Here is a 15,244-nt window from a genome sequence, read left to right as displayed (position 1 = left end):
CACTCGCTACGACAAGACCCGCGAGTCCTACCAGGCCGCCGTCACCATCGCCTCAATCCTGCTCTGGATCTGACCTTTGAAGACGATCCCTAGGGCGTTCAGCCAACTGACCACCCGACCGCCGGTATGCGGTCCGAGCGGCAGCGGCGGTCTCGGGCAGAACCTGGGGATCAGATCCACAAGGTCCACCCCTGCGTCTTCCGCATCCGCCCAGACTATTCATGAGGCCTGCACCCGGAGCATCCCGGTTGCCGATACCTCGGTCGCGCTATCAGCCCGGCTCCGGCTTACGAGCTGGTGCGTGATTGCGTTGGGGACGCACGGTCCTGAACCGGTGGGTTTTGTCAGACGGTAGTGGTGCGGTCGGAGACGAGACCGGCGATGGCCCGGTAGGTGCCGGGCAGGACATCTCGCCGGTGCGCCCAGCGGGTCAGCTGCTTCCAGCGTTTGTGATCGGCGAGCGCGTGCTCGACGGTGATGCGCCTCGATGAGTGCCTGTGCCGGGCCTCCTCTCTGGCGGCGTGCACGTACGGGAAGGCGATCTTGTTCGGTTTTCTGGGCGGTGTGACCGCCTGGCCGGGGTGGTCGCGTCTAAGACCGAGGCAGCCGTCGTCCATAAGGACCTCGACGTCGGGGAAGTGCTGGGAGCAGACGGCGATGTCTTCGTTGCGTGCGGCTGTGGCGTCATGCATCCGGCCAAGTCGCAGGGCATCGGTCCGGAGCGTGCGGCCCTGTTGGTCGGCGATGACAGTGGCCTTCATCGTGTTCTGCTTCTTCTTGCCCGGGACGAACGCGCGGCGTCCGCCGCGGCCGGTCAGGGGTCGGCGGACCTGGACCTCGGTGGCGTCCAGCCGCAGCTCGATGCCTTCGGCCTGGAGATGGGCGAACACATCGGCCAGGGCCGCAGGCCGGGGTGGTCGGGGACCGCGCACCCGCGCTCAGCGAGAAGTCCGCACACCTCGCCGACCGCGCGGGTGACGGTGGAGCGGTGGACACCGAACAGCAGGGCGAGGACGGAGTGCGGGAGATCGTGCCGCAGATGGATCAGCGTGACGACCAGCCGGTCGACGAACACCAGCCGATGCCGGCACCCGCCCCTGCCTCACGTTTCCTGACCCCGCCACGTGTCTTGTGACGACGCGCCTCGACCACGGCCTGCCACGGGCCGGCCAACTCCTCGGCCAAGCAAGTCAGATGCTGCCGGGAGATCCCTGTGAACAGCTGATGCGCGAGAACGTTCCGATTGACCATGATCACCACGGACTGGATCATCCCACCCCCGTATGAGCCTCCACCCAGAATCACACCAGCTCGTAAGCGCAGACGCACGGCTACGTCGAGTCACCCAGCTGCGTTTGCCGGTGATCTGTGCTGATCAAGGATGTATGGGATACTGAGGGCGCCAAAGTCGGCACGCCCGTCAACTGAACAATCCACCATACCTGGTCGCTCTACGTGATCCAGCCAGAGCGCCAGGACCTTGGATTCTCTTCGACCTGTCACGGAGAGCCACCGCCCTCGCGTCGAGTAGCTGCTGCGAACGCCGGACACGAGCCCGACCCGCAGCCCTTGGTGGTGGGCAGAGGCCTCCGCGAGCTGGTGATACAGGTGTTTCGAGGCCAGAAATCTGTGGGCCTTGGAGGACGGAATGGTTCCGAACAGCATATCCTCGGCCTGGCCCTTCGTAGAGCGCGGCAACGCCTTGGAGGAATTCTCGGCAGCATGGGGTGATCCGCTTTGCCGCGGCCTGGCGATTGTGGGGCCTACGGGGGTGGGAAAGTCCCGGCTGGCCGAGGAGTGCCTGGCCCGGGTGATCCGGGAGGGGTGGCGGAGCGGCCGGGTGCTGGCTTCCGTGTCCGCCGCCACCATTCCTTTCGGCGCGATCGTCCACCTGCTTCCGGAGAACGCTGACCTGTCCGATCCTGCGAGGGTTTATAGCGCTACCGCTCGCGCCTTTTCGAAGCCGAATGAGAACAGTCGGCGAGCATGGCTGATCGAAAAGCTGGACCTCTTGGACTCCGCCTCATTGATGTTGGTCCAGCAGTTGATCGCAACCGGCAAAGTCCGATTGATCGCCACTGTTCGTCAAGGCAACTCCGTAGGTGACGCGGCACGGGCTCTGCTGCGCGAGAACGCCATACGGCGGATCGATCTGGCGGAGTTCGATCTGTCCGGTACCGAGGCGGTACTCCGGTCGGCTCTCGGTAAACCGGTAGACCGGCTTACCTTGAAGACCCTGCACCAACTGTCGGGTGGCAATGGCCTCTACCTCCGGGAGTTGGTCATCGGCGCCGCTCGCAACGGCACCCTCACCTGCGACGGGGAAATCTGGAAACTGACTGCGGGCCAATGGGCGAGCACCCCCCAGCTGTCGGAACTCATCGCGGACCGGCTGGCCGATGCCCCCGCCGCCGCTTCCCCCGTGCTGGAGCTGCTGGCTCTGTGCGAGTCCGTGGGCCTGGCCGACGCACAAGCCGTGGCCCCCGTGGAGGTACTGGCCGACCTGGAAGAACGATCCCTCATCCGGACCGTTGTCGAAGGGCGCCGCACCACGCTGCTCCTGGCCCACCCGCTCTACGGAGAGGTGCTACGAGCCGGCGTCACCCCCCTGCACCGCCGTACGATTCTCTCGGCGCAAAGTGAACGGCTGGAGGACCACGGAGCGCGGCGTCGTAACGACCCCCTCCACATCGCAGGCTGGCGACTTGCCGCCACGGGGACTGCCGACCCCCATCTGCTGGCGCGCGCCGCCAAAGCGGCATCCCACGCTCATGACGACCCCCGAATGATTCAACTCCTGGAGGCACTGCCGCCGTCCCACCATACGGTGCGCACATATGTCGCTCTCGCTGAAGCCTACGGGCGGACGGGGCGGGCAGCGGAGGTCACCACCGCACTTCAAAAAGCGGACGCGCTCGCGGCGGGCGAAGAGGACACCTTGCACACCACCCTCGCCCGGACAGCGCTGTCTCTATTTACCGGCCTACCGCCGGCCCAAGTATTGGAAATCAATGAGGCCGCGTACGACCGCGTGCTCAGTGCCAACGGCCGTCGCTCGCTGCGCGTCAACGAGGGTTACCTACGCATTTCTATGGGTGACCTGCGCCGTGGACTGCAGCTACTGGAGGATCTGCCCGCCCAGCCCGACGAGCGCTGCGATCTGATGGCCTGGTTCCGCGGTGCGTTCCTCAAGCCTGTGGCACTGACAGTGACAGGGCATGCCAGTGAGGCCATCGCGCTGTCCAAGGAGGCGCACACATCCGATCTGGAGGTTGACGAATACACCCAATCCTTCCATCCGTTGATGCATCGATGGCCTTTGGTGCTTGCACTGACGGAGATCGGACGGCTCGACGAAGCGATTGCGATCGGTGAGCGCACGTACAGTCAGCTGACGACGGCGGATCTCTACATACGTTTTTGGTCGGCTGCCTTCATCGCCCGTGCCCTGTGGATCACTGGTCGTCCCGCTACGGCCCGAGGCTGGTGGGCCGAGGCCGCTTCCCTGGCCCGCGCCGCCGCCCCGAGCCCCGTGCTTCCCATGGCGTTGTCCGGCCTGGCTGCTTGCGCGGCTTTGCTCGGCGATCTAGGCAGCGCGAGAGCCGCTGTAGCAGAGTGCCAGGGGCAAACATGGCTGGGAGGCGAGGGCCGGCTTGGCGAGGCGTGGCTCCATGTGGCCACCGGCCAGGTGGACGTCGCCCGCGCCGTGCTCGTCGAAGCCGCCCAGGTCGACCGGACCGCCGGCCAGTTGACCAACGAGGCGTTGCTGCTCACCGACATCGCGCGGCTGGGTGGCGCGAAGGAAGTGGCCCCCCGACTCGCCGAGATCGCCGCGCAGTGCGACGGGGAGCTGGCTTCGGCACGAGCACGCCTCGCCCACGCCCTGGCGACGCAGGACCCGGAAGAACTCCAGGCCACCGGTGATGCGTTCGAGGCGCTGGGCTGCCATCTGCTTGCGGCGGAAGCCGCCGCTGTCGCCTCCGCCGCCTGGCGGCGAGCAGGCCTGCACCAGAGAGCCGTCACGGCCGCGCAGCAGGCAGCCGACCGGGGCGCCCATTGCCAAAAGGCCCGCTCTCCGCTTCTGGGAAACGCCGTCGCCCCGCCCGAGCCGGTAGACGTCCCGGACATCTGGCCCGCCCTGTCGGATCGGGAACGGGACGTCGCACAACTGGTTGCCCGCGGATGGACGAACCGGGAGATCGCTTCAGAGCTGTACCTCAGCGTGAAAACGGTCGAATACCACCTGGGCAACACCTTCGCCAAATGCGGCCTGGAAAACCGACGCCAATTGCGAAACCTACTCCAGCGGAGCTCGGACCTGATCGCTACGGGATGAACTCGTAGACTCAGCGCAATCGATCATGAAGACGACCACAGACGTGGCGGGCCGAGAGCCGCAGCATCAGAACGTTCGCCTGGGGCACCGGATCGCGGCCTCCCAAGGGGGAGGCTCTCATTCCAGTGGCGGAGGACGACGGAGTTCGGCTGTTGTGTCGTTGGTGTGGGTGTCGGCGATTCGTCGGCCATGCCAGATCATGGACGCGCAGCGGCGCCGACGGCGGCCCCCGCATGCGGGGAGCCGACACTCAGGGAGGCGAGCCGTATCTGCTGAGATCGCGGTTCGCGACTCCCCGCGCCGTAGCCCGCCCAGCGGCTGCTAGGGGTGTGGACGCCTACATTCGGCAGGCGACGGTTCACTTCACTGGACATCGCTTCGATGCCCTAACGGGATCACCCGGTTCCCTCATCGCTGCCCCTGAGTCGCTTGCTAAAAGCTCTATTCTCCTTAGGCTATCGGCCATCCAGCAGCAGAGAGATGACGGGTAGTCATGTATAGAGGGCTTCACAAGCGAGTTTCCCTGGTTCGCCGCCGGAGCGGATGGATAATCCTCGGATCCTCAGCCACCGCGCTGGCTTTGGGACTGGGATCACTCTCCATGTACGCACAGGCAGGAGAGGCCGAATCGCCGGAATCTACAGGCACCATCATGCCTGAAGTGATAGTCGACAACAACGATCCCAGCTTTCACACGACTGGCAAATGGACCAAGGCGACAAATAAGGCCGGATACTACGCATCGGATTACCTCTACGCTTCTTCTGGAACCGAGAAGAATAGCGCTCGATGGACACCTAGCGTGCCGAAGGACGGAACTTATGGTGTCTACTACTGGATCCCGGTCGGCGATTCAAATCGCACCGACCAGGCACCGTTCACCGTCAAGGATAAGGAAGGGACATACACCTACAAGGTGAACCAGAGAAGCAGCACGGGCGGTAAGTGGGTGCTGCTTGGGAACCACACGTTCCAGAAGGGAAACAGCGGCTATATCGAAGTTGCTAACAGTGCTCCCGGATTTGTGAACGCAGATGCGATCAAGTTGGGAAATCCTGGACAGCAAAGCATCGAGCTTCAGATAGATCGTGCCCGCGCAAGCGGCAAGAAAGAGGTCACCCTCACCCCTGGCCGGTACGATCGCACTTCGTTGCTCGACCTGAGTAAGCTCAATGATTTTACAGTCAACGCCTATGGCGTCACTATCATGCAGAAGCGCCGGATCCAGGCAGTCAGTGGCGGATCCGCAGCCAACCTCACGGTGAAGGGTCTCACAATCAACTACGACCCGCTTCCTTTCACTCAAGGGAGGGTCATAGAGAAGTTGTCCAATGGCACGTCGATGCTGGTGGAGATATCCAAGGGATACTCGCGGCCGGAGAAGCTTGCCGATCGAGTGACGATTTGGCGACCCGACGTGCGGCTGCCGAAGAGCCAGACCCTGGGCGCGGCTGTTTCCTGGGTAGACCGTGCCGCAGGAATAGCCAAGTCGACCGGCGCGGAAAGTGCCGCCGTCGGGGACGTCGTCACTATCGCCGGCGGGGCCGAGAGCGGGCCGGCCTACGGCATCACCTCGGACGGGTCGAATACGACGCTGAAGGATGTGACGCTGAATGCGGCCCCCGGCATGGGTCTGATGAACTCCACCGGCGACGGGAACATGCACCTGGACAACTTCCGGATCGTCCCGGGACCGCCGCCGCCAGGGGGCACCGAGAAGCCGATCCTGACCACGACCTGGGATGGCATCCAGTTCCAGGCCGTGAAAAAGGGCCCGACTATTGAGAACTCCAGGATCGAGAACGCGGGAGACGATTCTGTAAGCAACCCGGGCATCGGCGTTGTGACGGTGCGCAAGGTTGAGGGAAGTACGATTTGGGTCGACTTTGCGAGCAATACGTATCGTGTGGGTAAGGTGGGCGACCGTCTGCAGCGCTGGGCCGGCGAAGTAATCGCTAAGATCCAGTCCATGGAGCGCGAGACAGACAGCGAGATCACCAAGCTGTCGAGCGCCGCAGGCAGATCCAATTCGGTGTACCGCGTCACCCTCGACAAGCCTTCGCCTTGGAAACCTGGGGTTCAAATCACCGATATCGACCGCATGGGAAACGGCTTCATCTTCCGCAACAACGTCGTCGACAGTTCGGGGCGAGGGTTCCTAGTGAAGGCCCGCGACGGCGTCATTGAAAACAACCGCATACGAGGCGCCAACGCGATATCGGTCTCGAGTGAAATTTGGTCGGACTCCCATGCGAACGCCGGGGGGAACTTGATGATCAAGGGCAACACTTTCCTGAGCGCTCTCTGGTCTGCTGGAGGCTTGTGGAACAACTGCCAGGTGGGAGCCGTGTCCCTGGAGGGAGGCAGCTACTCACAGCGCCTCTTCCCCGACGTCACGATCGAGAACAATACATTTGAGGACATCAGGGGCCTCAATCTCCACATCAGCAATGCCAAGAACGTCATCGTCCGCAATAATCTGTTCAAGGGTTCACAGCAGATCAGCTACGACCGGAATACGGGAAACCGCTGTTCGATCCCCAAGACCTCCGTCGTACATGTTCGTGATTCACAGGGCGTCACGTTCGTTGGCAACAAGATCGATCGCATAGGCCCCTTCTCGATCCAGCAGGTAACGGTTGCCCCCGATTCAGAATCTGAAGTCACGGGCATCTCGGACGGGTTTCGTGTAATCAATGAGTTCTACCCCGTCAACACTGGAAAAACCTATACACTGACCAACCGAAACAGCAGTCAGCTACTCACCGCAGAGGCAGCAACGGGCGGCGGGAGCGCGTCACAGCAGAAGGCTGCTCGGAATGCTCAGCAGGGGTGGATCTTCACCCCAGCCGGTGATGGGGACGTTCGAATTCAAAACCCGGCATCGAAGTTGTTCCTGACCGCAGGCACCGCATCACCCGTGACACTGGAGCCGCAGCGCGAGGACGCGTCTCAGTCATGGAAGTTGTTGGACACCGGAAACGGGACGGTCAAGATTCTCAATACAAAGACCGGAAAATTGCTGGCGATCACGTCCCCGGCCGTGGCGTCAGGTACCGCAGCGGTCCAGGAAAGCACTGCCGGCTACTTGAATCAGAACTGGCAGTTGACCGATGTCTCGCCGGTCTGGAAGAACTCTTCGCCCAGTAGGTTGGCACGTGCCGGAGAACGGTACACCTATCAGTTCCTCGCACACAGCTCCGACCCGCTGCGATACACCGTGAGCTCGGGGGCATTGCCGCCCGGTACGGTTCTCGACTCGAGCACCGGGACACTTACGGGAATTCCCACGAAGCCCGGGTGGTACACCTTCTCCGTTTCGGCGGACAACGGCTACGCCACAATCACCACTGCCAAGTCTTCCGTGCTGGTGAGGGAAGATCGAAGCTCTACCGTCTGCGCGAGACAACCGGCGAAGGCTGCGGCATGCAAGGCGGGGACCCCGTAAGAGCCCATCTGATGCAGAGCGTTGTTGACACACGTGGGTCTTGAACATGGCGAGGACCTCCGGCTTGGTGGAGGGACTAGGTTCCACACCACGCACGGAGGTCTTCGTGTCCACCGTGACACCGGGCTGACCGTTCACCGCAGACGGTCGGCGCGCCCTGACCCGCCGCCCCGTCGCGCACGTCGCCTCGAAGAAGCGACCGGACGCGGCACACCTTGGCGAGTCCGTGGCTGCGGCAGTTGCTGCACAGAGCAGCTGAACGTGAACCCCTCTGCTGCCGATCGAGGCGCGCCCCCAGTGAGCTGTCTTCATCCTGTCCCTGTGGGGTGAAATTGCAGGTCAGCAGGGGTGTGTAACCAGACGAGGCTCCTGGTCGTTGCGGTGGTGTTCTCTACACACCACGCATCGTCCAAGGAGCCTCGCTTGGTCCCGTACCGTGCCACGCTCGACGTTCCGCACGAGCTGGTCGAGCACGTTTCCTGGCTCATCCATGCACGAAGGTGTGGACGCCGTTCGCGGTGGCGGAAGCCGGGCTGCTTCCCGCAGGCCCTGCTCGTGCTGGTGCACCTGCGCAAGAACGAGACGCTGCCCGCCCTGGCAGCCGGCTTCAACGTCTCGACCGCCACTGCCTGGCGCTACGCCGACGAGACCCTCGACGTCCTCGCGGCGTGGGCGCCGGGCCTGCACGAGGCTCTGACCGGCCTGGGCAAGGGCGACCACGTGATCGTCGACGGCACCCTGATCCCCATCGACCGCATCGCCGCCGACGAACCGTACTACTCGCAAAAGCACCGCAAGCACGGCATGAACGTGCAGGCCATCACCCGCCCCGACGGCACACCACTCTGGTTCTCCCGGGCGACACCCGGCCGCACCCACGACTGACCGCGGCCTGGGCCCATGGCATCGTCCAGGCCTGCCTCACCCGGCAGATCCTCGTTCTCGCGGACCGCGCCTACCAGGGCGCCTGCGCCACCGTCCGCACCCCCTACTACCACCGCCTCGAACAACCCGAGTACTAGCAGCAGTTCAACCGCGACCACGCCCGACTGAGGGCTCCGGGAGAACGGGCCTTCGCCCCGCTGAAGTCCTGGCGGATCCTTCGGCGAGCCAGATGTTCCACCCGACGCATCAGCACCATCGTCCAAGCCGTCCACACCCTGCTGACCTGCGGCCATTCAGGATGAAAACAGCTCACTGATCGAGTACTCGTACGCTCCGGGTGCGGGGACCTCCTCCGCACGTCCACGAGCACCATGAGGAGGCATTCCGGGTCCTCCAAGGCGGGCTGACGCTCGATGTCGGTGACCTGACGCTGACAGTGCGGGCAGGCGAATACGCCGCAGTGCCCAGAGGCGTGGTGCACCGCCCGTACAACACAAGCACCAGCGAGGTGACGTTCCTGTTCATCACCTCGACGGCTTCTTCGCGGACTTGGCGGAGCTGAACGCGGCAACGGACGGCAATCCGTCCATACAGGCCCTTCAGGAAGTCGGAAAGCGGTGGGACTGCGTGTTCGTCGGGCCAGCAGAAGAGAAGGCCCGAATGGTGAACGAGGGTTCGTGAAGTGGCAGGTCATCGGCCTGAGGGGCAGCTGCGGTCGGGGCGATGATGTCAGTGTCACGACCGTGCTCGTGACGGGGCGATCAGCGGCCCAGATGGTAAGGCTCGGGCCGCTGGCATCGGGCGAGCTTCGTGCCGGGCTCCGTACCGAGGAGCCTTGATCACCTCGGTACGGAGCGCGCTGCGCGCTGTTCAGCTCGAAGCGCTCTCCTGCTTGCGACGGCGCACAACGGTGAGCGTGGCGATTCCCGCGGTGGCTGCGGCCCCGCCCGCTATTCCGATCACCGATACGGCGGACCCGGCGCCGGACTCGGCCAGGCGTGCGGCCGGAGGAGTGGAAGGGTCGGTGTCGGTGTTGCTGTGACGAGTGGTCGGCAGACCGGACAGGTTGCCCTGGGGTTGCTTCACCGTCCCCTTCTTCGTGCCCCGTTCCGCCTCGATCGGAGCAGGCCTTCCAGATCCCGCCTTCAGCACCTGAAAGTCGTACTGGGCCCACCCCTCCGCTATGCAGTCCTGCTCCCCCACTCTGTCCAGGTAGGCCCCAGAAGCGAAAGAATATGCGCCATCCGCAGGGGCGCTGGCATCGATGGAGAGCCTGAGGTCGATCTTTTCTGAGCCCTTCCCCTTCAATTCTTCCACAAAGAAGAAGAAATCTCCGGCCAAAGATTTGTCGCCGATTTTTGCCCATGTGCCATTATCCGGATTCTTGAATTCCAGATCGACGTGCGGGCTGAGCGACTTGTCCTTGGTCAGCGCGTAATTCTCGACCTCGGCATAGAAGGCGACCCCCGATAGATCGCTGTCGGAGGTATTGGTGACGACGAGTTCAAATGGGTGAATTCCGCTGCCCGCGACGATCTTTCCGGGCAGCCCCTTGACCGAGGCGACGACCTTGACCTCGGCAGGGCCTTGGTTCAGCTCGTCGCAGTAGGGGACCGCGGGGTCGGTTCCCGGCTCAGTGGAAGGGGACGGAGTGACGTCCGCGCCGTCTTCGCCCTCCGCGCCGTCGGGACCCGTCTCGGGCCCGCTCGCACCGGAATCCGCCGCGGGACCTCCACTCGTCGGATCCGTGGCCGTAGCGTCGAAGGTGGGAGGAGCCTCTGATGCGACGGCGGTGGGGGCGCAGAGCACCGTCAGCGGCGCGAGTGCGGCCATCGTAGCCGCAGTGGCAAGGCCACGGCGAAGCGTCATCATAACCTCGGGCAAATCGAAGGAGAGCTGTACTGGTCAAGGAGATGCCGCGAGCGAACGTGAGGCAGGTTGTCGTTGCCGTACATCTCGTCAGCGAGGCTCATTCAGATTAGTACGATCGTTGGATTACGCAACGCTGTGGAAAAACTCTTCCCCATCAGGCACGAGAGGCCGACAGAAAAGGTTAGCCGGTTCCCGTACGGGCTGCTGAGGCGCAGACAGTAGATAAGGGGACACGCCCCTCCCGGGCCCGCGGACCTCGGTTCCAACCAGTCTTGGCGGGCGGGGCCCTTCGCAGTTGTCGGTTCGCCCAAGCCTCGCGGACAACTGGCTATCTCCTCTGCTTCCGGCCGACCTTCCGACCCTCACCACCCTGTTCGCCCTCTCCCACAGAGCCGATCCGGACGCCCTCGCCCCAGCACAGGGCAGCCGCTCGGCTCCCACCGGGCGGCTTTCGAGATCGACCTCCCCTGCCACCGCCAGCCCTCGCATTAGAACCCCTATCGGAATGCGGTTCGGCCGAGGGTCCTGCTGCCAAAGGTAGGTGTGGAGTTGTCATGGCAGGATCCGGCTGTGACGTGTGATGTGTGTGGACACGAGATGCGGCAGGCGCCGGTAGCGGAACGGCGAGAGGCGTGGGACTTGCCGGTGAAGGAGCGGTGGTTCTGCTCTTGGTGCTACGCGTGGACCGAGCTGGGACATGATCCCCATGAGGTTTCACGGCCGCAGCACCAGCCCATGTACGGGCGTTGGGAGCGGGCAGAGTCACCGAGCCTCCCTGAGAACGTGGCCCATGCCTATGACACGGCCTACGCCTACACAGGTTCCGGCGCGACTCTGTGCGGCATAGCACACGAGGGTCTCTCGGTCTCTTCGTACTGGTGGATGCCGGATCGGAGCAACGAGTGTGGCGCCTGCAAGGAGGCCGCGGCCGTCATTGACCAGCGCTGGCCATTGGAAATGCGTCGCGGGAATCGTGCCAACCCCACGCCTCCCCCCGGTTCCTGCTGGCCCCCCTTCTAGGATTGCCCGCGCAATGACCTGAGCCGCCTCCAGCAGATCAACGCGCACGCGACTCTGAGGAAGGCTTCGTGGATGTCGTCGCGTAGCTCCCAGCGGATGCGTAGACGGCGGAACCAGTACAGGTGGGCGAACGTGCACTCTACGACCCAGCGCTGAGCGCCCAGGCCGGAGCCGTGCTCGGTATCACGGCGAGCGATCACTGGCTTCACCCCGAGGTCCCAGACCAGACGGCGGTACTTGGCGTGGTCGTAACCCCGATCACCCAGCACCACATCCGGGCGGCGCCGGGGCCGGCCGCGTTTACCCCGCACCGGCGGCACGGCCTGAAGCAGCGGGATGAGCTGAGTGACGTCATTGCGATTGCCGCCGGTCAGGGTGGCGGCGAGCGGGATGCCGGTGGCATCGGTGATCAGGTGGTGCTTGCTGCCCGCTCTGCCCCGGTCGACAAGGCTTCGTCCGGTCTTGGTTCCCCCTTTAACACGCGGATGTGGGAGCCATCGACGGCTGCCCGGGAGAAGTCTAGGGCGTTGGCGTTGCGGAGCTTGGCGAGGAGAGCCTCGTGCAGCCGGGACCACACGCCGGCCTCGGTCCACTCGACCAAGCGCCGCCAGCAGGTCATGCCTGACCCGAATCTGAGTTCCTGCGGGAGGTGTTCCCAGGAGATCCCCGTGTGCAGCGCGAACAGGATGCCCTGGAACACCAACCGGTCCGGATGCCGATTGCGCCCAGGGTGCCGGGCCCGGCGCTCAACCTTGGGCAGTAGCGGCTCGATCACTGCCCACAGTTCGTCGTCGACTTCCCACGGCTTCGGCCGCGCCACCGCACACCTCCGGATCAGCAGTCCCGGAGTGATCCAACCACTTTGAAGATCATTTCGTTAGGGATTCTTAGCAGGGCAGCCCATAGCAAGGCAAGGCAAGGCAAAGAGAGCTTGCTCGGCTGCGAACAACAGCTCGTGCGGCTCCTGGCCCTCCGGAACCAGGCTGCTCAGGACCGGCGTCGTGCCCTCGCCTTCGGCGCGGCCTGCCCCGGAAGGGCAGCATCCGGCCGCCTCAGGCACGCGTAGGCCGCCCTGGACCAAGTTTTCGGCTCTCTCCCTCCAAGAGGACCTACATGATCACGTTTAGCGTGCAGTCCCCCGAAATCGCCCTCGACCTTTAACCTGTCGCCACTGCGCGGGCTCGCCGCCACGTCGATGGGCTCATGGCGGTCTTCCGCACAGGCACCTGGAATCCGTCACCTCTCGAGGCGCGGACCGCCCAGCGGCTCTTCGCCTCCACCGCGGACGGCGGCATGCTGACCTCCCGCCGCGTCCGTGCCGCTCTGCGGGAGGGGAGCATGACCATGACGCACGAGAACGACGGGCTCTTCTCTCGCGTCCTCGTTGTACTGGAGTTCGTACTGGAAGCCCCCAGTTGGTCGACGTGGCCGGCGAGCTCGTGGGAGCCGTAGCCTCACCTGCCCGTACGCCGGGCTCCATGCCTCGCGACTTCTCGGCATAACGACCCGCGCCGTCGTACGCACCCGTTCGTGGATACCGGTGTGGAGCCCTTGTCCCGCACCGGGGGCGAAGTGCGCCTCCGACCGTCCATCCGGGCCTCTCGTCGTCGCTGTCGCCAGGCTCAGGTACTGAGCGTGCGGCGCAGGCGATCGCAGCGCGAAGCCGGCTGATTCGCATGTGACGAGAGCCTGATGCTTGCCTGCGGTGAAGGCGCTGCAGGCCTGCTCCGTCCGCTCATCCGTGCCGATAGCCGCTGTCCGCGTCGTGCCCGGCCAGGACGATCGATCCGACGGCTATCACGAGGCTGCCGACAGCCCAGGGACCCCGGTCGACGAAGCGGGCTGCCACACGGAGCCGTCCTGGCTGCGGGGATCATGACGCCGCCATGGGGCTCACCGCCCAGTCGCCATGAGCGCGCTGTCGCACCGACCAAGCTACAGACGAAGCAAGCCCACCACGGCGCTGCACCCGGAGCCGCCAACCCATACTGACAGCCCGGGCCCGACGCATCCTGCGGGAAGGTGTCGGTGATCGTCGACGGAGCCGCCGGCATCACGGGGAAGCCGCGGCGACGCCCAACGGAGCACGCAGGACTTTCAGCTCGTGGAGTCGATGGTCCACGAAAACTCCGTGTGCTTGGCGTGGGCCTCGCGGGCGATGTCAGGACGCGCCACGTTCAGCAGTGCCCTCGGCTGCCCCGACGATGGCGAGCGCCAGACAGACGGCGACCGCCAGTACCGCTCCGTGACGGACCGGGCAATGGGTATCCCTACGTCTGTGGGGCTTTCCGCTGGTACGTGTCGGCTCCTAGATCGGTGAGGCAGCCGCTTTCAGGCGCATCCGGGCGAGCTCCTCCCGGCGCCTGCACCCAGAGCCCTCGCGGGCCGGAGGCCCTGGTGGCCGGCACCGGCGCCGACGAATGGAGACGTCGGAGGGGCTGCGGATCGGGCAATGGACGGCTGTTGCGCCGGACATGGGGTGGGAACGTTTTCCCGTTCCGTGCACCCGCTAGGCAGCGGCCAGGTCGGCCCAATGGTCGATCAGGCCCTCGGCATCGCGGTCGGCACCGGCACGGTCCGTCAGCGCTGAGACGATCCCGGTCCCCCAGCCGTGCTCGTCCGCCGGCCGCTTGGCAGCCCAGGTGGCGGGGCTCGTCTGTGTTCCGCCGTCGCTGACGTGGACCTGGACCCGGCCTGAGTCGTCGGCTGCAGCGCTCATGTGCAGAGCGACGGGAGGGAGGGCGTGGGTGACGGCGTTGGTGACCAGCTCCGAGATCACCAGCAGTGCGGTGCAGATCTGGTCCTCGTCCATCCCCCAGGCCGCCAGCACGGGGCGGGCCTGACGCCGGGCGTCGGCCGGCGCCAGGGGGCCGTGCTCCAGAGGCAGGCCGAAGTCCCTTCGACCGTCATCGAGCGCCTGCGATGTCGGCCGTGCGTCGCCGACCGCACCACGACCGGTGTTCCCGGCGGGGCTGGCGGTAACGTGCTGACGAGTGGCGTACATGACGATCACTTCCGGGGAGGCTTGTGCGGAGAACCGTTAAGACCTATACAAGGCGAATCCGGCTTCTCGGACATCGGGGGTTTTCCCTAGGCTTCGTCCCTGCGCCCCGGGCCTTGCGCGGGGCGCAGGGACGCCACCGTGGAAGTGCGCGCCGCGCTTCACTCGACACCTCACGTCAGATGCGGTCGATCGAAGCACGCGCGACGCGTCATCTGCTCACACCGGGGAGGCCTCCGAACGTCGTAATGGCAGTGCGGTGCGCCGAATGCTGCCGATGTGGGACACGTCCCGCCGCCAGGTCAGTGGGCCTTTTCAACCCGGCTGTCAGCGCAGTCGGCCGTACCCGGCGGAACATCCACGGCGCGGTGGCCGGCTGTGGACCTGCTGGTCATGGTTCTATCCACAGCTGACACGCTTCCCCACTCGCATGCCCTTGACCAGCACAGACGCGAGGTGGGAAAAGGCTCCCTGCGTTGTACACCGGGACAGGGCGGGGCCTTCGTACGGTTCTCCCACCCGGGGGTGCCGGGTGTGGTTGAAAAGGCTCTGCCGCTTGTGGCTTCCAGTGAGCCTCTTTCATCCTAAATAGCTGCAGGTCAGTAGCATGAGGATGGCTTGGACGATGGTGCCGATGCGGCGGGTGGAGCATCTGGCTCGCCGGAGGATCCGCCAGGCCTTC

Annotated in this window: 7 protein-coding genes and 3 pseudogenes; 5 read left to right on the top strand and 5 right to left on the bottom strand. The window is 64.8% G+C overall.

Annotated features, from left to right (window positions below; translation table 11 throughout):
* Positions 1–344: 344 nt before the first annotated feature.
* Positions 345–1,251, bottom strand: a pseudogene (locus tag ACZ66Z_RS36335) (transposase).
* Positions 1,252–1,648: 397 nt separating this feature from the next.
* Here ACZ66Z_RS36335 and ACZ66Z_RS36330 point away from each other — a divergent pair.
* The 4 genes and pseudogenes from ACZ66Z_RS36330 to ACZ66Z_RS36315 all read left to right on the top strand — a co-directional run bounded on the left by ACZ66Z_RS36330 (position 1,649) and on the right by ACZ66Z_RS36315 (position 9,231).
* The gene (locus tag ACZ66Z_RS36330) at positions 1,649–4,336 is read left to right on the top strand and encodes a helix-turn-helix transcriptional regulator (RefSeq protein WP_469940240.1); all 2,688 of its coding nucleotides are present in this window, start codon (positions 1,649–1,651) and stop codon (positions 4,334–4,336) included.
* A gap of 601 nt (positions 4,337–4,937) precedes the next feature.
* Positions 4,938–7,784 carry a golvesin C-terminal-like domain-containing protein gene (locus ACZ66Z_RS36325; RefSeq protein WP_469940238.1) on the top strand — a complete coding sequence of 949 codons (2,847 nt, stop codon included), beginning with the start codon at positions 4,938–4,940 and terminating at the stop codon, positions 7,782–7,784.
* 423 nt (positions 7,785–8,207) lie between these two features.
* Positions 8,208–8,971: pseudogene (locus ACZ66Z_RS36320) on the top strand (transposase family protein).
* Between the two features lie 35 nt (positions 8,972–9,006).
* Positions 9,007–9,231, top strand: a complete 225-nt coding sequence (locus tag ACZ66Z_RS36315) for a cupin domain-containing protein (RefSeq protein ID WP_469940236.1) — start codon at positions 9,007–9,009, stop codon at positions 9,229–9,231.
* A gap of 308 nt (positions 9,232–9,539) precedes the next feature.
* Here ACZ66Z_RS36315 and ACZ66Z_RS36310 read toward each other — a convergent pair whose 3' ends face one another.
* On the bottom strand, positions 9,540–10,502 hold the full coding sequence (locus tag ACZ66Z_RS36310; RefSeq protein WP_469940234.1) for an LAETG motif-containing sortase-dependent surface protein: 963 nt from the start codon (positions 10,500–10,502) through the stop codon (positions 9,540–9,542).
* A gap of 1,055 nt (positions 10,503–11,557) precedes the next feature.
* A protein-coding gene (locus ACZ66Z_RS36305) for an IS5 family transposase (protein WP_469940232.1) occupies positions 11,558–12,381 on the bottom strand; the annotation gives its coding sequence in 2 pieces (ribosomal slippage) (positions 11,558–12,042 and positions 12,042–12,381; 825 coding nt in all).
* Between the two features lie 383 nt (positions 12,382–12,764).
* Here ACZ66Z_RS36305 and ACZ66Z_RS36300 point away from each other — a divergent pair.
* Positions 12,765–13,013 carry a hypothetical protein gene (locus ACZ66Z_RS36300; protein ID WP_469940230.1) on the top strand — a complete coding sequence of 83 codons (249 nt, stop codon included), beginning with the start codon at positions 12,765–12,767 and terminating at the stop codon, positions 13,011–13,013.
* A 1,057-nt stretch (positions 13,014–14,070) separates the two neighbouring features.
* On the opposite strand, the gene ACZ66Z_RS36295 is transcribed toward ACZ66Z_RS36300, so the two are convergent.
* Together ACZ66Z_RS36295 and ACZ66Z_RS36290 are read right to left on the bottom strand one after the other, a co-directional pair.
* Complete coding sequence (locus ACZ66Z_RS36295) at positions 14,071–14,565, bottom strand: ATP-binding protein (protein WP_469940242.1); 495 nt, start codon at positions 14,563–14,565, stop codon at positions 14,071–14,073.
* 576 nt (positions 14,566–15,141) lie between these two features.
* Positions 15,142–15,244, bottom strand: a pseudogene (locus tag ACZ66Z_RS36290) (IS5/IS1182 family transposase); the annotation flags it as partial.

It is taken from the genome of Streptomyces sp. NPDC107498 (genome assembly GCF_055582805.1).
Note: the sequence above shows the minus strand (reverse complement) of the source record. Positions and strands in the feature narration are given on the sequence as shown.

What these genes read in the sequence shown, in the direction of transcription:
- ACZ66Z_RS36300 (WP_469940230.1), top strand. Translation starts at nt 12,765, where the DNA reads ATGGCGGTCTTCCGCACAGGCACCTGGAATCCGTCACCTCTCGAGGCG.
- ACZ66Z_RS36295 (WP_469940242.1), bottom strand. Translation starts at nt 14,565, where the DNA reads ATGTACGCCACTCGTCAGCACGTTACCGCCAGCCCCGCCGGGAACACC.
- ACZ66Z_RS36325 (WP_469940238.1), top strand. Translation starts at nt 4,938, where the DNA reads ATGTACGCACAGGCAGGAGAGGCCGAATCGCCGGAATCTACAGGCACC.
- ACZ66Z_RS36330 (WP_469940240.1), top strand. Translation starts at nt 1,649, where the DNA reads ATGGTTCCGAACAGCATATCCTCGGCCTGGCCCTTCGTAGAGCGCGGC.
- ACZ66Z_RS36310 (WP_469940234.1), bottom strand. Translation starts at nt 10,502, where the DNA reads ATGGCCGCACTCGCGCCGCTGACGGTGCTCTGCGCCCCCACCGCCGTC.